At 71.7% G+C, this 19,358-nt stretch carries 19 protein-coding genes and 1 pseudogene; 10 read left to right on the top strand and 10 right to left on the bottom strand.

Features of this window, described 5'->3' with window-relative positions:
• Positions 1 to 352: 352 nt before the first annotated feature.
• Positions 353 to 1,126 (bottom strand): type II toxin-antitoxin system death-on-curing family toxin, encoded by a 774-nt coding sequence (locus OHU34_RS23075; RefSeq protein ID WP_230195356.1) that lies wholly within the window; start codon positions 1,124 to 1,126, stop codon positions 353 to 355.
• 252 nt (positions 1,127 to 1,378) lie between these two features.
• On the opposite strand from OHU34_RS23075, the pseudogene OHU34_RS23070 reads away from it, so the two are divergent.
• Both OHU34_RS23070 and OHU34_RS23065 read left to right on the top strand, forming a co-directional pair.
• Positions 1,379 to 1,606 (top strand): annotated as a pseudogene (locus tag OHU34_RS23070) (replication initiator); the annotation flags it as partial.
• Between the two features lie 6 nt (positions 1,607 to 1,612).
• Complete coding sequence (locus OHU34_RS23065) at positions 1,613 to 1,888, top strand: ribosomal protein L7/L12 (RefSeq protein WP_142264950.1); 276 nt, start codon at positions 1,613 to 1,615, stop codon at positions 1,886 to 1,888.
• Positions 1,889 to 1,991: 103 nt separating this feature from the next.
• Here OHU34_RS23065 and OHU34_RS23060 read toward each other — a convergent pair whose 3' ends face one another.
• Positions 1,992 to 2,753: a phosphoglyceromutase gene (locus OHU34_RS23060; RefSeq protein ID WP_020130328.1), complete on the bottom strand. Its 762-nt coding sequence runs from the start codon at positions 2,751 to 2,753 to the stop codon at positions 1,992 to 1,994.
• Positions 2,754 to 2,942: 189 nt separating this feature from the next.
• Here OHU34_RS23060 and OHU34_RS23055 point away from each other — a divergent pair, with 189 nt between their 5' ends.
• The gene (locus OHU34_RS23055) at positions 2,943 to 4,253 is read left to right on the top strand and encodes an MDR family MFS transporter (protein WP_405768088.1); all 1,311 of its coding nucleotides are present in this window, start codon (positions 2,943 to 2,945) and stop codon (positions 4,251 to 4,253) included.
• A gap of 16 nt (positions 4,254 to 4,269) precedes the next feature.
• Here OHU34_RS23055 and OHU34_RS23050 read toward each other — a convergent pair whose 3' ends face one another.
• The gene (locus OHU34_RS23050) at positions 4,270 to 4,770 is read right to left on the bottom strand and encodes a DUF2000 family protein (protein ID WP_405768086.1); all 501 of its coding nucleotides are present in this window, start codon (positions 4,768 to 4,770) and stop codon (positions 4,270 to 4,272) included.
• A 49-nt stretch (positions 4,771 to 4,819) separates the two neighbouring features.
• Here OHU34_RS23050 and OHU34_RS23045 point away from each other — a divergent pair, with 49 nt between their 5' ends.
• Both OHU34_RS23045 and OHU34_RS23040 read left to right on the top strand, forming a co-directional pair.
• Positions 4,820 to 5,638 carry an AraC family transcriptional regulator gene (locus tag OHU34_RS23045; protein ID WP_230195355.1) on the top strand — a complete coding sequence of 273 codons (819 nt, stop codon included), beginning with the start codon at positions 4,820 to 4,822 and terminating at the stop codon, positions 5,636 to 5,638.
• Between the two features lie 20 nt (positions 5,639 to 5,658).
• A complete protein-coding gene (locus OHU34_RS23040; RefSeq protein ID WP_405768082.1) occupies positions 5,659 to 6,225 on the top strand; it encodes a hypothetical protein in 567 nt (188 codons plus the stop codon).
• A 33-nt stretch (positions 6,226 to 6,258) separates the two neighbouring features.
• On the opposite strand, the gene OHU34_RS23035 is transcribed toward OHU34_RS23040, so the two are convergent.
• Positions 6,259 to 6,762 (bottom strand): YbjN domain-containing protein, encoded by a 504-nt coding sequence (locus OHU34_RS23035; RefSeq protein ID WP_230195353.1) that lies wholly within the window; start codon positions 6,760 to 6,762, stop codon positions 6,259 to 6,261.
• A complete protein-coding gene (gene mshA, locus OHU34_RS23030) occupies positions 6,755 to 8,092 on the bottom strand; it encodes a D-inositol-3-phosphate glycosyltransferase (RefSeq protein ID WP_020130333.1) in 1,338 nt (445 codons plus the stop codon). The genes OHU34_RS23035 and mshA overlap by 8 nt, the downstream gene beginning before the upstream one ends.
• Positions 8,093 to 8,478: 386 nt before the next feature.
• Here mshA and OHU34_RS23025 point away from each other — a divergent pair, with 386 nt between their 5' ends.
• The 3 genes from OHU34_RS23025 to OHU34_RS23015 all read left to right on the top strand — a co-directional run bounded on the left by OHU34_RS23025 (position 8,479) and on the right by OHU34_RS23015 (position 12,367).
• Positions 8,479 to 9,309: a class I SAM-dependent methyltransferase gene (locus tag OHU34_RS23025; RefSeq protein WP_405768078.1), complete on the top strand. Its 831-nt coding sequence runs from the start codon at positions 8,479 to 8,481 to the stop codon at positions 9,307 to 9,309.
• Positions 9,310 to 9,538: 229 nt separating this feature from the next.
• Positions 9,539 to 10,630 (top strand): C40 family peptidase, encoded by a 1,092-nt coding sequence (locus OHU34_RS23020; protein WP_142264955.1) that lies wholly within the window; start codon positions 9,539 to 9,541, stop codon positions 10,628 to 10,630.
• A 282-nt stretch (positions 10,631 to 10,912) separates the two neighbouring features.
• The gene (locus tag OHU34_RS23015; protein ID WP_230195351.1) at positions 10,913 to 12,367 is read left to right on the top strand and encodes a fused response regulator/phosphatase; all 1,455 of its coding nucleotides are present in this window, start codon (positions 10,913 to 10,915) and stop codon (positions 12,365 to 12,367) included.
• Between the two features lie 156 nt (positions 12,368 to 12,523).
• Here OHU34_RS23015 and OHU34_RS23010 read toward each other — a convergent pair whose 3' ends face one another.
• The 3 genes from OHU34_RS23010 to OHU34_RS23000 all read right to left on the bottom strand — a co-directional run bounded on the left by OHU34_RS23010 (position 12,524) and on the right by OHU34_RS23000 (position 14,224).
• A complete protein-coding gene (locus tag OHU34_RS23010) occupies positions 12,524 to 12,868 on the bottom strand; it encodes a DUF2516 family protein (RefSeq protein ID WP_062645612.1) in 345 nt (114 codons plus the stop codon).
• Between the two features lie 163 nt (positions 12,869 to 13,031).
• Positions 13,032 to 13,709: a hypothetical protein gene (locus tag OHU34_RS23005; protein WP_142264957.1), complete on the bottom strand. Its 678-nt coding sequence runs from the start codon at positions 13,707 to 13,709 to the stop codon at positions 13,032 to 13,034.
• Positions 13,710 to 13,795: 86 nt separating this feature from the next.
• Positions 13,796 to 14,224, bottom strand: coding sequence for a helix-turn-helix domain-containing protein (locus tag OHU34_RS23000; protein WP_054243857.1), 429 nt, complete (start codon positions 14,222 to 14,224; stop codon positions 13,796 to 13,798).
• 193 nt (positions 14,225 to 14,417) lie between these two features.
• Between OHU34_RS23000 and OHU34_RS22995 the strand changes: the two genes are divergently transcribed.
• Positions 14,418 to 15,158, top strand: a complete 741-nt coding sequence (locus OHU34_RS22995; RefSeq protein WP_405768074.1) for a patatin-like phospholipase family protein — start codon at positions 14,418 to 14,420, stop codon at positions 15,156 to 15,158.
• 94 nt (positions 15,159 to 15,252) lie between these two features.
• Here the strand turns inward: OHU34_RS22995 and OHU34_RS22990 are convergent, their stop codons facing one another.
• Together OHU34_RS22990 and OHU34_RS22985 are read right to left on the bottom strand one after the other, a co-directional pair.
• On the bottom strand, positions 15,253 to 17,373 hold the full coding sequence (locus tag OHU34_RS22990) for a HelD family protein (RefSeq protein ID WP_405768071.1): 2,121 nt from the start codon (positions 17,371 to 17,373) through the stop codon (positions 15,253 to 15,255).
• A 53-nt stretch (positions 17,374 to 17,426) separates the two neighbouring features.
• Positions 17,427 to 18,071, bottom strand: coding sequence for a TetR family transcriptional regulator (locus OHU34_RS22985; protein ID WP_405768069.1), 645 nt, complete (start codon positions 18,069 to 18,071; stop codon positions 17,427 to 17,429).
• Between the two features lie 126 nt (positions 18,072 to 18,197).
• Here OHU34_RS22985 and OHU34_RS22980 point away from each other — a divergent pair, with 126 nt between their 5' ends.
• Positions 18,198 to 19,295, top strand: coding sequence for a zinc-binding dehydrogenase (locus OHU34_RS22980; protein WP_405768067.1), 1,098 nt, complete (start codon positions 18,198 to 18,200; stop codon positions 19,293 to 19,295).
• Positions 19,296 to 19,358: the final 63 nt, after the last annotated feature.

The following is a 19,358-nucleotide window of genomic DNA, read 5'->3' as shown; positions in this document are numbered from 1 at the left end:
ATCCGCAGGCCGGGGGCCCAAAGGGTGTTGCCTACTTCTTCTTGCCCTGGTCTTGTCCGTGGTTTTGGGGACCTGCGTTTTTGCAGCTCCGGGGGCCCGCTGACGGGCGCCTGGCTGGTCGTCATTGGTCATGTTGGCCGGTGTTGAGCGGCTTCGGACGGCCCGGAGACGACCCAGGTTCAGGCAGCCCGGTCCAGAACCTTCTGATCCGGTCAGGCCAGTTACTTGGGGGTGTCGCCGTCGCACCTCGGCTGCGGTGGCCTGGTGTCTGCTACTGGCGACTGCGGTGGTTGCTGTACAGCTCGTTCGCTGAACATCGGAAGTGGCCAGAGCCTAAGACAGGCAGGGAAATCTAGGCATCGGCGAGCCGTTCCAGAAGATCACGGTACTCGCTCACGAAATTATCTACCGCATTCTCGATATCATAGAATTCTCGACTACTGCCGAGATTGTCAAGTTTCAACCTTCGGCGAATCTTTTTTATCTCCGAGACGGCCACGTCGAAATTATCCCTCGGGTAACCCGTCTTTACCGTCAGCGATCCTCGGCGAATCCTGATGAAGTTGTTTTCGTGCGTGTCGAACGTGCAGCCATGGGCGATAAGGAGTTTGCGTAGATCTTTAAAGCTCATTACGTGATCCCCGAAAGATTTTCTTTGCACCCTCTTTCGGATCCAGGCACTCAGGGATCTCACCTCGGACTCTGAATCCCTCACCTCGCCCTTCCCGATGGGAAAGGTACCCGCCACCACCGAGGTTGCCATCTGATACAGGTCTTCCTCGGTCGTGTTGCAGAGGTCGAAACCGTTGCGCTCCAGCGACACCAAGGCACACACTAGTGCGGTGCGTTTATTTCCATTCTCGAATGCGTGATTCTTGGCGATTCCGTAGAATAGGGTTGCGGCTTTCTCGTGGGGCCTTTCATACTTGGCTCGATAGACGCCACGACCATCCGTCATACCGGTGTTCTGGCGCTCCACGGCGGAAGAGAGCTTATTTCCGTCGAGCGGCTGTTCTCCGCCGAAGTCTTTGGACCCCAACGCGCTCTCCGTCAGTTTCTTGCGAATCGCCAGCACTTCTTCCAGCGTGAGAGAAATGCGATTCCCTGAATAGTTCGTTCTGGCCATGAATTCCTTCAACGGTCGCACGATCGCATTACGGTTTCGAAGAAGCACGATTCTGGCACGAACTGGTCGATCTAGTGGGGTTTCCGGGTTTTAGCCTCGCACTTGCCTCCGGTCTCCCCACCTCCACGCACCCCAGCACCCATTCCGTCCGCCGTCGCGGGCGTCGGCGCAGCCGGGGCGGAGCGGGCCGGAGCGGGCCGGAGCCAGGAGCGGCGCCCCGAGCGGAGCCGGGTGCTTGACGTACCTACGCCGGAGGTCGGCAAGCGCGCCGGCCTGTCACAGCGGGAGCTCCACGACCATGCCCGCGTGTCCTTCGCCAAGGTCGCCGAGTACCAGAAGCGCGGCGCGGTCCGCTTCCACGCGGTCATACGCATCGACGGCCGCGCCTACGAGTTCGCCCTCGGCCGCTCTTCGACGCCACCAAAACGATGCGACATGACGGCTGAGGGCTCATACGCTCCGAACTGGAGAAGGGCGGGGAGCAGCATGGCGGACGAGTACTTCTTGCTGGTTTGCGACGACGTGCCTCATGACGTGGTGATCACTGACCCCGGTGTCCGCGTGATGGACGTCGTCCAGGTCGTGCGTCGGCTGACGGGGCTGAGCCTGTGGCGCAGCAAGGTTCTGGCGACGCAGGTTCCCGCCGTCATTCTCGCCTGCGTGCCTGAGGAGGACGCGGCGGCAGCCGTCTCAGCCCTCCGCGATGCGGGGGCACGGGCAGAGACGAGAGGACAGCCGGAGCCGGACTTCCTGAAGCACTGAGCACAACCCGACCAACCGGCTGACGGCCCAGGGACGGCCCAGCCCCACCAAAAAGCCCCAGCCCCGCGAGGAACTCGCAGGTCGGGGGCTTAGCGGTGTCGCGTTACTTCTTCTTGCCCTGGTTTTTGACTGCCTCGATTGCCGCCGCGGCTGCGTCCGGGTCGAGGTAGGTGCCGCCGGGGGTGAGGGGCTTGAAGGATGCGTCGAGTTCGTAGGCCAGCGGGATGCCCGTCGGGATGTTCAGGCCTGCGATGTCGGCGTCGGAGATGCCGTCGAGGTGCTTGACGAGGGCTCGGAGCGAGTTGCCGTGGGCGGCGACCAGGACCGTGCGGCCGGACAGGAGGTCCGGGACGATGCCGTCGTACCAGTACGGGAGCATGCGGACGACGACGTCCTTCAGGCACTCCGTGCGGGGGCGGAGCTCCGGCGGGATGGACGCGTAGCGGGCGTCGGCCGCCTGGGAGAACTCGGAGTCGTCCGACAGCGGCGGGGGCGGGGTGTCGTAGGAGCGGCGCCAGAGCATGAACTGCTCCTCGCCGAACTCCGCGAGGGTCTGCGCCTTGTCCTTGCCCTGGAGGGCGCCGTAGTGGCGTTCGTTCAGGCGCCAGGAGCGGTGGACCGGGATCCAGTGGCGGTCGGCGGACTCCAGGGCCAGCTGGGCCGTGCGGATCGCGCGCTTCTGGAGCGACGTGTGGACCACGTCGGGGAGGAGATCGGCATCCTTCAGGAGTTCGCCACCGCGGACCGCCTCCTTCTCGCCCTTCTCGTTGAGGTTGACGTCCACCCAGCCGGTGAACAGGTTCTTCGCGTTCCACTCGCTCTCGCCGTGGCGGAGGAGGATCAGCTTGTACGGTGCGTCGGCCATGCGTATGAGCGTAATCCACCGCTCCGATCCGTTGTGCGCCCGCTCGTACAGCGGACAGGCCGCCTGGCGGTTGACGGGATCTGTTAATTGAGTGGCCTCCCGCGCTTCGCCTCTCGTAAGTTCTGAGCGCTGCCTGAGCCACTTACACGAGCCGCTTGCACGAGCCGCATACTTCCCGGGGGATCCGCCATGTCCGTCGCCGTCCTGAGACGTGCCGCCCGTGAGACCCTCTCCGGGCTGCCGCGCGAGTTCTGGTGGCTGTGGACCAGCACTCTCGTCAACCGGCTCGGCGCCTTCGTCGCCACCTTCATGGCGCTGTACCTGACACTCGACCGCGGGTACTCCGCCTCCTACGCCGGGCTCGTCGCCTCCCTGCTCGGGCTGGGCGGGGTCGTCTCGTCGCTCGGTGGCGGGGTCATGGCGGACCGGCTCGGGCGGCGGCCCACCCTGCTCGTCGCGCAGACCTCGACGGCGGCCTCCGTGGCGCTGCTCGGGTTCGTGGAGCATCCCGTCGCCATCGCCGGTGTCGCCTTCCTCGTCGGCATGGCCTCCAACGCCTCCCGGCCGGCCGTGCAGGCGATGATGGCCGACATCGTGCGGCCCGAGGACCGGGTCCGCGCCTTCTCGCTCAACTACTGGGCCATCAACCTCGGCTTCGCCGTCTCCTCGACGGCCGCCGGGTTCATCGCCGAGGTCAGCTACCGCGCCGGGTTCCTGCTCGAGGCCGGGATGACCCTCGTCTGCGCGGTCGTCGTCTTCCTCAAGCTGCCCGAGTCCCGGCCCGAGCGGGAGGAGAAGGCCGTACGGGAGGACAGCGTGGGGCTGGGGACCGTGCTGCGGGACGGGCGGTTCATGAGCGTCGTCGGGTTGTCCTTCCTCGTCGCGCTCGTCTTCCAGCAGGGGTCCGTGGGGCTGCCCGTGGCGATGGGCGCGGCCGGGTTCACACCAGCCGACTACGGCATGGCGATCGCCGTCAACGGCGTGCTCATCGTCGCGTTGCAGATCCCCGTCACCCGGTTCATCGAGCACCGGGACCCGCGGCGGCTGCTGATCGTCTCCTCGGTGCTCGCGGGGTACGGGTTCGCGCTCACCGCCTTCGCCGGGTCGGTCGGCGTCTTCGCGCTCACCGTCTGCGTGTGGACCCTGGCGGAGATCGTCAACGCGCCGACCCAGACCGGGCTCGTCGTCCGCCTCTCCCCCACCCACGGGCGCGGGCGCTACCAGGGCATGTACACGCTCTCCTGGGCCGTGGCCTCCCTGGTCGCCCCCGTGATGTCCGGCTTCGTCATCGACCGGTTCGGGGCGGAGTGGCTGTGGGGGATGTGCGCGGTCGTGGGGACGGCGGCGGGCGTCGGCTATGCCGTGCTGATGCGACGCCTTCCCGGGGAGGGCGAGGGCAAGGGCGAGATCGGGGTCGAGGTCGAGGTCGAGGTCGCGGCGACCGTTCCCGGCGCGCAGGCCGGCGCTGCCGCCGAGCCTGCGGCCGCCGGCGCCGTCTGAGCGGCGGGCGCGGGGGTCAGGGGTGCATCCGTGCGCCCTTCAGCACCTTGTCCACCGCGTTCCTCGGACCGTGGACCGCCAGTCCCACGACGTCCAGCCCGGCCGTCGGTACGGCACGCACCGCCGCGCGGTTGTCGCGGTCGTGCCCCGTGGCGAAGAGGTCGCTCGTGAACACCGCGCGTGGGAGGGACCGGGAGAGCACGCGCGCGTGAGCGGCGGCCAGCGTCTCCTTCGTGCCTTCGAAGACCAGCACCGGCTGGCGGAACATCGGCAGATACGCCACGCCGTCCGCGTCCTCGTACGGCTCCCCGATCACCTCGGGGAGGGCCGTGCCGAGGCCGCTGACCAGGAACGCGGTGACGTTCAGGCGCTGCCAGGTCTCCAGGTCCTCGCGCAGCAGGACGGCGATCTTCGTGTCGAAGCGAAGGGGGGCGGTGGGCGGGACCGGTGCGGTGGATGCCGTGGGTGCGACGGGTGCGGTGGGTGCGGTGGGTGCGGTGGGTGTCTCGGCGTTCATGGTTCGAGACTGCCGACCGGCCTACGGCGCCGTCTTGTACGTTCTTTGCATGGCCCCGCAGCGGACGGCCGACGTCTCCGCCTGGCGCCCGGCCGTCCCGGGCGTGGTGGAGGTCTTCCATGCCCACTTCACCGAGTACGCGTACCCGATGCACGTCCACGAGGCGTGGACGCTGCTGATCGTCGACGACGGCGCCGTACGGTACGACCTCGACCGGCACGAGCACGGCACCCCGCACGACACGGTGTCCCTGCTGCCGCCGCACGTGCCGCACAACGGCTCACCGGCCACCTCGGGCGGCTTCCGCAAGCGGGTCCTGTACCTCGACGCCGAACTGCTCGGCGCGGACCTCATCGGGGCCGCCGTCGACGCCCCCGACCTGCGCGATCCCGTGCTGCGCCGACGGGTCGGGCAGCTGCACTCCGCGCTCGCCCGGCCCGGCGACGAGCTGGAGGCCGACAGCCGGCTGACGCTGATCGGCGAGCGGTTGCGGACCCATCTGCGCGCGGGGCTGCGCACCGCCGCCGAGCGCCGCGACCCGGACCTCGCGCGCCGCCTGCGCGAGCTCCTCGACGAACGGGTCGTCCAAGGCCTGATGCTGGACGAGGCCGCCGGGCTCATGTCGGCCCATCCGGCCCATCTGGTACGGGCGTTCAGCGCGGCGTACGGCATCGCGCCACACCAGTACCTCACCTCCCGCCGGGTCGACCTGGCCCGCCGGCTCCTGCTCGACGGGCGGCCGCCGGGTGAGGTCGCGGCGGCGTCCGGCTTCTACGACCAGGCTCATCTCACCCGGCATTTCCGGAAGTTGGTGGGCGTCACACCCGGGCGGTACGGAGATCGACGGAAGTCCTCCGTCCGCCGATGACCGGCGCATAGCGTCGCCTCATGGACATCGACGAGACACAGCACTCCCCCGGCACGCCCGACCCTCAAGGTCCTCAGGGGCCTCAGGCATCTTCCGCACGGGGTGGCTTACACGCGAGACGGATAGCGGTCGCCGTCGCGGGGGCGGCGGCCCTGATCGCCCTGAGCGTCGGCATCGCCCTCGCGGCGGCCTCGGACGAGGAGCCCGCCACTCCCGTACCGAGCGCGACGTCCGCCCAGCCGTCGGACACCGGGGGCGACACGGGGAGCGGCACCTCCGGCGGGACCAGCGGCGGCGTCGACGGCGGCACCACGAGCGGCGGCACCACGAGCGGCGGCACCACGAGCGGCGGCACCGACCCCGACGCGACGGAGACGCCGTCCACGCCGACCTCCTCGCCCACCGCGCCGGCCGACCTGGCCGAGATCAACCGGCGTCTGAACGAACTCGACCAGAAGCTGGACCAGCTGCCCACCAAGCAGGAACTGGCCGACGCCCTGCGCGCCTTCGCCGACCAGCTCGACGCTCCGGCCACCCCGACCGCGCCCGCCCCGGACCCGGACCCGGACGACCCGGACGCTTCCTGACCGGTAGCCGACCGCTGCCGGGGTGAGCCGACGTCAGCCGGGCGGGCGTTGCGTCAGATGGGCGAACGCGTCCAGGTTGCGCGTCGGTTCGCCCCGGGAGACCCGCCACTCGTACTCCCGGCGGATGGCGCTCGCGAAGCCCAGCTCCAGGAGCGTGTTGAAGGCACCGTCGGCGGCCTCGAGGACCTGGCCCATGAGTCGGTCGATCTCGTCGGCGGTGACCGAGGCGAGAGGGAGACGGGCGGTGACATAGACGTCGCCGAGCCGGTCGACGGCGTAGCTCACGCCGTACAGCTTGAGGTTGCGCTCCAGGAGCCAGCGGTGGACACCGGACTCGTTCTCGTCGGGATGACGGACGACGAAGGCGTTCAGGGAGAGGGAGTGGCGGCCGGCGATGAGGGAGACGGTCGTCTTGAGTTTCCGGGTGCCGGGGAGCTGGACCACGTAGTTTCCGGGGGCCGGGCTCTCCCACTCCAGCTCCGCGTCCTTCAGGAAACCCTCGATGACCTGTGCGGCCGTCTTCTCCACGTCACCCATGCTCGGAGCGTACGCGACGGCGGTGGGACTGGGCCGCGGCCGCGTAGACGTCGGCGGTGGCGGCGGCCGCGGTGTCCCAGCCGAAGGACTGGGCGTGCGCCGTGGCGGCCGCGCCCATCCGGGCGGGGAGGTCGGGGCCGTCGGCGAAACGCGCGAGCACGCGCGCGTAGGCGGCCGGATCGTGGCCCTGCACCAGGAAGCCCGTCTCGCCGTCCCGCACGGCCACCGGGAGCCCGCCGACGGAGGCGGCGAGCACCGGGGTGCCGGCCGCCTGCGCCTCTATGGCGACGAGCCCGAAGGACTCGCTGTAGGACGGCACGACCAGCAGTGACGCCGCCCGGAACCAGTCCGCGAGCTGGTCCTGACCGACCGGCGGACGAAACCGCACGACATCCGCGATACCGAGCCGCGCGGCCAGCTTCTGCAGTCCCTCGGGCTTGGCGAGGCCACTGCCGCTGGGGCCGCCGACGATCGGGACGACGATGCGGGAGCGCAGCTCGGGGCGCTCGTCGAGCAGGACGGCCACCGCGCGCAGGAGCACGTCCGGAGCCTTCAGGGGCTGGATGCGGCCCGCGAAGAGGGGGACCAGCGCGTCCTGGGGCAGGTCCAGACGGGCGCGGGCGGCGGCCCGGCCGTCCGCCGGGGTGAAACGGTCGAGGTTGACGCCCGGGTGCACGACGGCGACCTTGTCCGGGCCCGCGTGGTAGTGCCGGACGAGTTCGTCGGCCTCCTCCGCCGTGTTGGCGATGAGGCGGTCGGCGGCGGCGACGATCTGGGTCTCGCCGATGACGCGGGCGGCGGGCTCGGGGGTGTCGCCGTCGGCCAGGTTGGCGTTCTTGACCTTGGCCATGGTGTGCATGGCATGCACCAGGGGGGCGCCCCAGCGCTGGGCGGCCAGCCAGCCGACGTGCCCGGAGAGCCAGTAGTGCGAGTGCACGAGGTCGTAGTAGCCGGGACGGTGACCGGCCCAGGCCTGCATCACTCCGTGCGTGAAGGCGCACAGCTGGGCCGGGAGGTCCTCCTTGGCGAGACCCTCGTAGGGGCCCGCGTCGACATGCCGGACGAGGACTCCGGGGGCCAGCTCGACGGTCGGCGGGAGGCCGCCGGTGGTCGCGCGCGTGAAGATCTCGACCTCGATGTTGATCGCGGCGAGGCGCTGAGCGAGCTCGACGATGTAGACGTTCATGCCGCCCGCGTCGCCGGTGCCGGGCTGGTGGAGCGGAGAGGTGTGCACGGAGAGCATCGCGACGCGGCGGGGGCGGCGGTGGAGCCTGAGCCGCGAGGGTGCCGCCGAAGAGCGACGCCCGAGCCTGTTGGTGTACTGGCTCACGGGGCGTTCCTCCTTGCTGCGGGCATGCCGGAAAGAGGGTGTGGGGCCCTCCAAGGGGCTGCAACGCCGGAGGAAGGCGTTCCCATTCCGGGCGGGTTTCCGAGAGGGACGGTTTTTGCTCAGCCATTACCAGGTATCGCTCAACCGTTCGAAGTCGATGTGCGTTGTTGCCGCGCGGCCAGAGCCGTTCTCGCCCCCGCCGCCCCTTCCCGTCCCGACCCCGGGGGCTGCCGCCCCCGGACCCCCGCTTCGGCCCGAAAGGGCCTCGTCCTCAAACGCCGGACGGGCTGGTTCTCCCGGACGGGCCGAGACTCCGATCGGGCGAGGCTCCGGTCGGGGCGAGGCTCGGGGTCGGCTGGAGGTGGTGCCGCATTACCCTCGTAGGCATGACCTCCCGCGCCCCCGCCCGCCCTGTGGGCACGGTCACGCGCGGGACGACCAACCCCAACCGGCTGCGCCGCATGGACCGCTGGATCGCCGCGACGCACGGTGCCGAACTGCGCCGGGCCGCCGAGCCGCTCGCCGTCGACCTCGGGTACGGGGCGGCGCCCTGGACGGCCGTCGAGTTGCTGCGGCGGCTGCGTTCCGTCGCCCCACGCGCGCGTGTCGTGGGCGTCGAGATCGAACCGGCCCGGGTGGCGGCCGCGAAACCGTACGAGCGCGAGGGGCTGGACTTCCGGCACGGCGGGTTCGAGATCCCGGTGCCCCGGCGGCCGCACCTCGTACGGGCCGCCAACGTGCTGCGGCAGTACGACGAGGACGACGTCGCCGCGGTCTGGCGGCGCCTGTGCGCGCGGCTCGCGCCGGCCGATCCGGTGACCGGGTCCCGCGGCGGGCTGCTCGTCGAGGGGACCTGCGACGAGATCGGGCGTCGGCACGTATGGGTCGCGCTCGGACCGGAAGGGCCGCGCACGGTCACCTTCGCCACCCGGCTGGGCTCCCTGGAACGCCCCTCGGACCTGGCGGAGCGGCTGCCCAAGGCGCTGATCCACCGCAATGTCCCGGGCGAGCCGGTGCACGCCTTCCTGCGCGACTTCGACCGCGCCTGGGCCGCCGCCGCGCCCTACGCGTCGTACGGCGCCCGCCAGCGGTGGATCCGCACGGTGCGGGACCTGACCGCCGACTGGCCGGTGACGGACGGGCCGGCGCGGTGGCGGCAGGGGGAAGTGACGGTCCGGTGGGGGGCGTTGGCGCCCCGGAACCGCGCCGACGACTGAACCACCGTTCCCTCCTTTCCCCCTGGCCGCCGGGAACGATCTCCGTGAGTCGTTCGTCACACTGACGGGGAGATCGTCATGGCGGGGCGGCGAAGAGGGGAAGGACTGCTTCGGTCGCTGTGCCACTCCGTCGTTCCGTCGTCACCTCTGTCGTTTTCAGCCGTGACGTGGCACGATCCCCCGGGCACCGTAAGTTACTGACGGTTAATCAGGGGTTGGGGGACGGGGTATGGGAACGGGGAAGCGCGGCCTGCTCACGGCGGCTGTGACGGTGGTCTGCGCGGTCACCGTGCTGGGCGCACCCGGCACCGCGTTCGCCAGCCCGAGTCCCACGCCGTCGCCGTCGGCGAGTTCCACGACCCCGCCGCTCCCCTCCACCGCGTCCAATAAGGACCTGGAGGCCGTCCGCACCAAGCTCGAAGCGCTCTACCACGACGCCGCGGTCGCCACCGACGCCTACAACGCGGCCGAGGAAGCGGCGAAGAAGCAGTCGGCGGAGATCGTCGAGCTGGCCAAGAAGATCGTCGCGGGCCAGGAGAAGCTGGACGACCTCAAGGACCGCGCGGGCGCGGCGGCCCGCGCCCAGTACCGCACCGGCGGCCTGCCGGACGAGGCGCAGTTGATGCTCACCGACGATCCGTCGGAGTTCCTCGACGGCGCGGGCCGGGCACTCCAGGGGCAGCGCGCGACCAAGGGCCTGATCGGCGAACTCGCCCGCACCCAGCAGGACTTGGAGCAGTACTCCAAGGACGCCTCCACCCAGTGGCAGAAGCTGGAGGCGGGCCGCAAGACGAAGGCCGCGGCCCAGAAGAGGATCGAGAAGCAGATCGCGGCGGCCGAGAAGCTCGAATCCCGGCTCGAGAAGAAGGAGAAGGAGCGCCTCGAACAACTGGAGGCGCAGGTCGCGCTGGAGGCACAGACCGCCTGGCTGGACACCGGCGTTCTCGACGAGATCAACAGCGCGGCGTCCGTCCAGGGCAAGAAGGCCGTGCAGTTCGCCACCGCCCAGATCGGCAAGCCGTACGTGTGGGGCGCGGAGGGCCCGGACAGCTTCGACTGCTCCGGACTGACCTCCGAGGCCTGGAGGAGCGCCGGACAGGCGATACCGCGCACCTCGCAGGAGCAGTGGAAGCAACTGCCGCACATCGCCGTCGAGGACATGCGCCCCGGTGACCTGATCATCTACTTCGACGACGCCAGCCATGTCGCGTTGTACGTGGGCGACGGCGCGATCATCCACGCCCCGCGGCCGGGCCGCACGGTCACGCTCGCGGGGGCGGGCTCGATGCCGATACTCGGGGTGGTCCGGCCGGACGCGTGAGACCCGGTGGCCGGGCGGCCCCATCGGACGCCGCCCTCCACGTGACCCAGGCCACCTCCACCCCGCCGCCAAACTCCGCGCGGACGTGACGTTCGTCATCCCCGCACCACACCCGCCCTGCCCAAATGCGGGACAGAACGCGGCATATGACTGTGGCCAGAGATCAAGCGGCCTGCCTCACACCATTCCGTTGCGGCGCCTTCTGCCGCTATGGTCCCCGTCGGTGGGTCGAGGTCCCTCGTCCCCACCATGCCCTCGGGGGGAGGGAAGGAACTCAAGACGATGCCCGTACCCGTACCGCGGCAGAGAGCGATCCCGGCCGTGGAGAGTGGTCAGGCGCAGGCCGCGCCCATAGTCGGCGGCCCCTCCAAGGAAGAATCCGTTCGCAACGAGGCGACCACGGCCGAGAACCGGAACAACACCGCGCTCAACGCGACGCCCGCCGACGGCGTCCACCAAGGCGTGAGCACGACCAGCGTGAGCACGACCAGCGTGAGCGCCACCAGCGTCAGCGCCACCGGCGTGAGCGGCACCGGTGCGGGCACCGCCCCCACCACGCTCACCCTGCTGCTGATCGAGGACGACCCGACGGCCGCGCCGATCGTCCACGACCTGCTCGACGCGGACGGCAGGCCGATCCGCGTACGCACCGCCCGCAACCTCACCGAGGCCGAGCGGCTGCTGACCCATGACGTCCACTGCATCCTGCTGGACCTGGCGCTGCCGGCGCCCGGCAGGGCGGCCGAGTCCGACGACGAGCTCGCCGTCCTGCGGCACGTGCTCGAGCTCGCGCCCCGGCACGCCGTACTCGCGCTCACCGCGTCCGGCGACGCCGAGCGCGGCGCCGAGGCGGTACGCGTGGGCGCCCAGGACTACCTCTACAAGGACGAGCTGGACGGCCGGCTGCTGAGCCGTGCGATCCGCTACGCCGTGGAGAGGAAACGTTCCGACACGGCCGAGCGCCGGCTCGCCGAGGGCAAGCTGCGCGCGCAGGAGAACGCCCGCCTGGAGCGCGGCCTGCTGCCCACGCCCCTCCTGGAGGGCTCTCCGCTGCGCTTCGCCGCCCGCTACCGTCCCGGCCGCTCACGCGCGCTGCTCGGCGGCGACTTCTACGACACCGTCCGCACGCCCGACGGCACCGTGCACGCGATGATCGGCGACGTCTGCGGGCACGGCCCGGACGAGGCGGCGCTCGGCGTGGAGCTGCGCATCGCCTGGCGGGCGCTGACGCTGGCGGGCCTGTGCGGGGACGAGCTGCTGAACACGCTTCAGCAGGTGCTGGAGCACGAGCGCGACGACGACGAGATCTTCGCGACGCTGTGCACGGTGGACATCGCGCCCGACGGCCGCCGGGCGGGCCTGTGCCTGGCCGGCCACCCCGCGCCGCTGATCGCCCGCCCGGACCGGCCCGCGCGCCTGCTGCCGTACGACAACAACGGCCCCGCCCTCGGCCTGCTGCCGGGCGCCCGCTGGCCGCGGATGCAGGTCGAGCTGGGCGCCGAGTGGAGCCTGATGCTTTACACCGACGGCCTGATCGAGGGGCGGATCGGCGAGGGCCGGGAACGGCTGGGCCTGGACGGCATGGTGGAGATGATCCGCCGCCAGCTCTCCGAGGGACTGAGCGGCGAGGCACTGCTGCGGGCCGCGGTGAACGAGGTACGCGAGCTCAACGGCGGCGAGCTGACGGACGACGTGGCACTGGTCCTGCTGGACCGGGTCCCCGCGCCGCTTCCGTAGCCGTAGCCCCCCGGGACCGGCCGCCCGACGGGAGACGGGGCTCCGGTGTCCGGGGCGAGTCGTCCAGGGCTGGTCGGGAGCGGGGAAGCGGAGCCGGACAGGGCGACGCCCCGCACCCCTGGTGGGGGCTGCGGGGCGTGGAAGGTTCTCGTCGGGTCAGCGGCCGCCGTTGTACGGGCCGTACGGGCCGTCGCTGCTGCTGCCGCCGCGCCTGCGGCCCCAGCCGCCGCCACCGCCGACCTGCCGGAGGGCGGGCCGTACGTCCACGAGAAAGACGATCGTGGCGACGAGGCCCGCGAGCTGGAGGAAGAGCATCGGCACCAGGAGGTTCACCGCCACCGTGACACCGAGGATGATCAGCCAGAAGCCCTTGTTCTGCTTGTCGGCGGCCCGGTAGGCGTCATCACGGAACAGAGCGGCCATCACCAGCGCCACCACGGCGAGGACCAGCATGGCGAGGTAGAGCAGCCACACCAGCCCGGCGAAGCCTTCGATCAGCACAACGTCCACCACCCGACTCGACGCGATTCGACTCGCTCGTCCTTACGCGGTCACCGTACCCGCAACCGCACTCCCGCTACCCGTACAACGGGCCGGGCACCACATGAGTGCCCGGCCCGTGACCGTATGTCCCTGTCCGCCGTGTCCGCCCCGGCCGTCGGTCTCACTTGGCCGGCGGCGTGGTCTTCTTCGCGACGGGCTTGCGCACCGGAGCCTTCTTGGCGGCGGCGGCCTTCTTCGCCGCGGCGGTGTCGGACTGCGCCGCGGCCGCTGCGGGCTTCGGCTCGTCCTTGACCACGACCGGCTGGACGACGGGCGCGGGCTTGGGCTCCGACTTGGGCTCGACCGCGATGGCGAGCTCCTCGATCTCCTCGGCGGCCTCGCCGCGCCAGGTCTTCACGGCCTGCTCGCCGTGCTCGGCGACCTTCTCGTACGTCTCACGGGCCTTGACGGCGTACTCGGCGGCGACGCCGACGCCACGCAGCGCGAAGTCCTGGGCGGACTCGCCGAACTTCTTCAGGTCGGCGTCGAGGGTGCTGCCGATCTTCTTGATGTCCCCGTCGAGGTTGCTGATGAAGTCGGTGACCTTGGCCTGGAGGGTCTCCTGCGCCTCCTTGGCCTTGGCGGTCGCCTCCTTGGCGCGGGCGCCGGCCTTCTCCTGCACGGCCTTGGGGTCGGTGTTGCGGACGGCCTCGAAACGGGCCGGGGCCTCGGTGCGCAGCTGCTCCACCAGACCCGGCACCTTCTTCGCCTGCTGGAGGGCCAGATCGGCGGTGCCCGCGGCGAAGTAGAACGGAGTCGGGTCGCTGAAGGTCTTGCGCAGGTCGTCGGTGATGGCCATGGTGAAGGTCCTCCCGGATTCACATACGTCGTTTTCGGCTGAGGGTCGTGCAGGTCCGCAGCGGTGCGGCCGGTCCCCTGGTCCGGTCAACCGGCCGTCTGCTGCGGGTCGGCGTCGCTCTCGTGGTTCCGTGGGGCCGCCGCACCGTCGCCGTCCGCGAATCCGTTCTCCTTGCGGAAGGACTCGTAGATCTGGAGCAGCACCTGCTTCTGCTGCTCGGTCAGCGTGGGGTCGGCGAGGACGACCGCGCGGGTCGCACCGTCCCGGTACTCCTGCCCGTCCCGCTCCGCGTCGAGGATGCCGGCCCGCACGTACAGCGTCTCGGCGGAGATCCGCAGCGCCTTGGCGACCTGCTGGAGCACCTCCGCGCTCGGCTTGCGCAGCCCGCGCTCGATCTGGCTCAGGTACGGATTGGACACGCCGGCGGCTTCGGCGAGTTGCCGGAGCGACAGCTGCGCGTTGCGCCGCTGCTCGCGCAGGTACTCGCCGAGATTGCCGACGTTGAGCGATGCCATGACTCCACTGTGCACCAGCCTTGCTAACTATTGCAAGCACCTGCTTGCAATAGTGTGTCGCGCCACTCCGGACCGAGCGCCCCGCCGAAGCACCCCACCCACCGACCACACCCACAGACCTCACCCGAAGACCGCATGCGAAACCCACCCGAGCACCCCACCCGAGCGCTCCGCCCGGAAGGGGAGGGCACACGTGGCCTCGCCGAAGTCGCCCACCGTCGGTCTGGTCCTGTCCAGCGGGGCGGTCCTCGGCGCCGCGCACGCCGGTGTGCTGCGAGCCGTCGAGGAGGCCGGGATCGAGGTGTCCGTGGTGACCGGGTCCAGTGCGGGGGCGCTGATCGGCGGCGCCTGGGCGACGGGGGCCGGCAGCGAGCGGATCACCGGGCGGCTGCCGCGCGCGCAGTGGGCGGACTTCGGGTCCGCGGCGATCGCCCCGCGCCTGGGGCTCCTGGACACCACTCCCATGGTCCGCAACATCGAGGAGATGCTCGGCGACCTGCTGATCGAGGACCTGCCGACCCGGTTCGGCGCGGTGGTCACGGAGTTGCGCTCCACGACGCCCCGGCTGGTCGACTCCGACTCGCTGACGGCGGCCGTACGCGCCGGCAGCGCCGTACCCGGACTGTTCCCGCAGGTCCGGCTGGAAGCGGGCGGCGCGCTCTGCGTCGACGGCGCCGTGCTGTCGCCGTCTCCGGTGTGGGCCGCACACCGGCTCGGCGCCGAGCGGGTCATCGCCGTGGGCTTCGGCCGCGGCAACGCCGGCCGGCGCCGCTGGTTCGAGTCCCGTCCCGACCACCCGGCCCACGGCCGCCACGCCGACCTGGCCGTCACCATCGACACCGCCGACCACTCCTCCTGGTCGGCGGCCGGCGTTCCGGACCTGATCGACCGGGGGTACCGGGCGACGCGGGAGGCCCCGGAGAGCTGGCCCTGACGCCACCGGCGCCGGACGGGCGAGCGGTGACGGTCGGTGTCGCGCAAGCACCCGCCCCGGCCTGCCCCGTCCCGGCCCGGGACGGCCACCCTCCTCACGTCTCCCACGGCAACTCCCGTTCGTGCACCACCTCCAGTCGTGAGACCGCGCGGGTCAGCACCACGTAGAGCCGGTTCAGGCCGCGTTGCTCCGACTGCGCGATGGCCGCCGGTTCGACGGCGACGACGTGGTCGTACTCGAGGCCCTTGACGAGGGTCGCCGCAACGACCGTCACCCGGGCGGCCGGATCCTCGGGGCCGGAGGTCGGGATGCCTGCCCCGGTCAGGGCCTCGCGGATCCCGTCGACCTCGGGGTCCGCGGCGATGACGCCGATCGAGCCCTCTTGGGGGAGTGCGTCGCGTACGGCGGCCACGACCGCGGAGCGCAGGTCGCCGTCGGCTCGCCGGACGCGCAGTTCGCCGTCCCGGCGCAGGGAGTCGGCGCGCGGCACGTCGGCGTCGAGGAGGTCGAGCAGGCGTCCCGCGAGGGTGAGAACGGCGGCCGGGACACGGAAGCCCGTGGTCAGCGGGACGATCGTCGCGTCCGGCTTGCCCAGGTGGGCCATCTGCACCCGCCAGGAGTCCGCCGCCCAGGGGGTGGTGCCCTGCGCCAGGTCGCCGAGGACGGTGAGCGAGCCGAAGCGGACCCGGCGGGCGACCGCCCGGCACTCCATCGGGGAGAGGTCCTGGGCCTCGTCGACGACGACATGGCCGTAGCCCTGGGGATGGTCGAGGAGGCCGGCGATCTCGTCGAGGAGGACGAGGTCGGCGGGCGACCAGCGGGCCGACCTCGGTGAGCGGGGCGGGCGCGGCCAGTGCAGGGCCCGCTGTTCGGAGGGGTCCAGGATTCCGTCCGCGGCCCGCGCCAACTCCGCTTCGTCCGTGAGGAGTCCGGCCAGCACCTCCTCCGGGCGCAGCTTCGGCCACAGTGCCTCCACGCACGCGCTCACCGGCCGGGCCCGCTCGATGCGGCGGGTCCAGGAGGCCGGGCGCGGCCCGCTCCGGCGTTCCACCTGCTCCTGGATCCGGCGCACGATCCGGCTGCGCACCCGCTCGCGCCCGATCTCGTACGGCGGCTCCTCTGCGAGCACCCCGGCGACGATGTCCGTCAGCCGGTCGCCCGCGATCCGCCAGCGGTGGGAGTCGTCGGGGACGGAGAGGTCGTCGGCGCGGCCGGCCGTCACCCGTCCGTACACCGTCCGGCGCAGCACCTCGGCCATCCGGGCGTCGTGTTTGACGGCGGCGGTCCGGTCGGGGTCCGTCCCGGTCGCGGGCCGGCAGGCGATCTCGTCGTGCAGGGTCGACTGCCGTACGCCGGTCTCGCCGAGGGAGGGGAGCACCTCGGCGATGTAGGAGAGGAAGGTGCGGTTGGGGCCGAGGATCAGCAGTCCGCCGCGCTGGATGCGCCGCGGGTGGGTGTAGAGGAGGTAGGCGGCCCGGTGCAGGCCCACGGCGGTCTTGCCGGTGCCGGGAGCGCCCTGCACACACACGGACTCGGCGAGCCCCCCGCGGACGAGTTCGTCCTGCTCGGGCTGGATGGTCGCGGCGATGTCCCGCATGGGGCCGACGCGAGGCCGTTCGATCTCCCGGGCGACGATCCCGCCCGGTCGCCCCGCCCCGCCCGGCCCGCGACGCCCGGCCCGCTCCCCGCCGTCGACGTGCCCGCCCGCGTCGAGGCGCTCGTCCTCCAGGCCCGTGAGGTCGGCGGAGTCGCCCCGGCTGCCGGGGGCCCAGCCGAACCGCCGCCGGACGGCCACGCCCTGGGGGTCGCGGGCGCTCGCCCGGTAGAAGGGGCGGGAGACGGGGGCGCGCCAGTCGACGACGAGGGGCGGGGCGGCCGGGTGCTCGCTGATGCGGAGCCGGCCGATGTGGTGGGCGAGGCCCTCGTGCTCGCCGCCCGTGCCGTGCGCGAAGTCCAGCCGACCGAAGAACAGGGGCCCTTCCGGCAGTTCGTGCAGGGCCTTGGCACGGCTGCGCAACCGGAACCCGAGGACCTCGGCGTCGGCGCCGGAGGCGGAGACGTCCTCGCCGGTGACGACGTGCAGGTCGGCGCCCTCGACCATCGCGGCGAGGGCGGCGCGGCAGTTGTCGTGGTGGGCGCGTTCGTGGTGCAACGCGGTGCCGAGATCCGGCGGGCTCTTCGGGTCGCCCTCAGGGACCGGCTCGGGTGTCGTCATACGGCAAGGGTAACGAATAACGTAACCGAGTCACATTTTTTACTCGGTATCAGTCAGCGGGGTGCCGGCCGGCCGAGCTGCGGCAGCCCCGCGCCCAGCACCGCGAACGCCCGATCCACCGCCGCCTCCGCGTCCCCCCGCACGTCCTCCACCCGCTCCCCCTCCGCGATCCGCCGCCAGTTCTCGTCGGCGAGGATCCGCCGGACGGCGACGATCTGACCGGCGGCCAGCCGGGCGTCGAGGGCGTCGGGCAGCTCGTCCGCCAGGGCGTCGGCGAGGGCCGCCTCCGAGCGCTCCAGGTAGCCGTACAGGCGGGCGACCAGGGAGGGCGTGCCGTAGAGCATGGTGTGGAAGGCGCGCACGTCCGGATGGTCGTTGAGACCGGTGACGGGGTCGGCGGCGGCCAGGCCGGCGAGGAAGTGCCGGCGCAGGGCGGGCAGCGGCGCGACGCCCTCGGCCCGCGCCGCCGTGACCACCCTGGCCGCCTCCTGCTCGTGGTCGGCGATCCGGTGCAGGACCAGGTCCTCCTTGGCCGGGAAGTACCGGAAGAGGGTCGGCTTGGAGATCTCGGCCGCCGCGGCGATCTCGGCGACGGACACCGCGTCGAAGCCCCGCTCGACGAAGAGCCGGACGGCGATGTCCGACACCACCTGGTACATCCGCTGCCGCTTGCGCTCGCGCAGCCCGGTCTCGCTCATGGACCGAGCCTACGGGGCCGATCGCCGCCCGGCCCCGCTCGACCTCGGCCGGGGTTGACCTCAACCGGGGTTGAGGTCGAAGACTCCATGCACACGCATTCAACTGCACCGCAGTGGAGGTATGTCATGCGAGCAGCACAGGTGAAGGCGTTCGGCGGACCGGAGGTCCTGGCCACGGTGGAGCTGCCGGACCCGGTCCCGGGCCCCGGCGAGGTCCTGATCGAGGTCGCCCACGCCGACACGATCTTCGTGGAGACCCAGGTCCGCACGGGCCTGTTCCGCGCCCACTTCCCCGTCGAGCCGCCCTACGTCCCCGGTGGCGGCGTGGCCGGCACGGTCACCGCGGTCGGCGCGGGCGTGGACGCCGGGTGGGTGGGCCGCCGGGTGACGTCCTTCGTGGCCGGCAGCTACGCCGAGCGCGTGACGGCCCCGGTCACCGCGCCGACCCCGGTCCCGGACGGCCTGGATCTGCGCACGGCCGCGGCACTCGTCCACGACGGGGTGACGGCCGCCGGTCTGCTGGAACACACCGCCGTGGGCGCCGGTGACCGCGTCCTGATCCTCGGCGCCTCGGGCGGCATGGGCACCCTGCTGATCCAGCTGGCCCGCGCCCGGGGCGCCCGGGTGGTGGCCGCGGCACGGGGAGCGCGGAAGTCGGCGCTGGTGCGGGAGCTGGGGGCGGACGCGGTGGTGGACGTGTCGGCGCCGGACTGGGTGGAGCGGGCGCGGCAGGCCCTGGGGCGGCCGGAGCCCACCCGTGCCGCCGAGGCAGGCGCCGAAGCCACCACCGGGACCACCCCCGAAGCCGTTGCCGGTACCGAACCCGTTGCCGATACCGAACCCGTTGCCGATGCCGAACCCGTTGCCGATGCCGATGCCGCCGCCGATGTCGTACTGGACGGTGTCGGCGGTGAACTCGGTCTCTCGGCCTTCCCGTTGACCGCCGACGGTGGGCGTTTCTCCGCGCACGGGGCACCCTCGGGCGGCTTCGCGGCCGTGTCCGCGGCGGAGGCGGAACGGCGGGGCGTCACCCTGTTCGGGATCGGGGACGTGCAGTTCGGCGAGGCCGAGGCGCGCCGCCTGACCGCGCACGTCCTTGCCGAGGCGACCGCGGGCCGGCTGCGGCCGGTGATCGGCGCCCGGTTCCCGCTGACGGAGGCCGCCGCGGCGCACGCGGCGATCGAGGGACGGGACCTGATCGGGAAGGTGGTGCTCGACGTGTGAGCCCGAAGGGGGTGCACCCCCGCCCGTGCAGGCGTCCGCACCCGTGCAGGCACCGCACCCGCG

Source organism: Streptomyces sp. NBC_00080, from assembly GCF_045041255.1.
In the GTDB taxonomy this organism is placed as follows: Bacteria; Actinomycetota; Actinomycetes; order Streptomycetales; family Streptomycetaceae; genus Streptomyces; species Streptomyces coriariae.
Note: the sequence above shows the minus strand (reverse complement) of the source record. Positions and strands in the feature narration are given on the sequence as shown.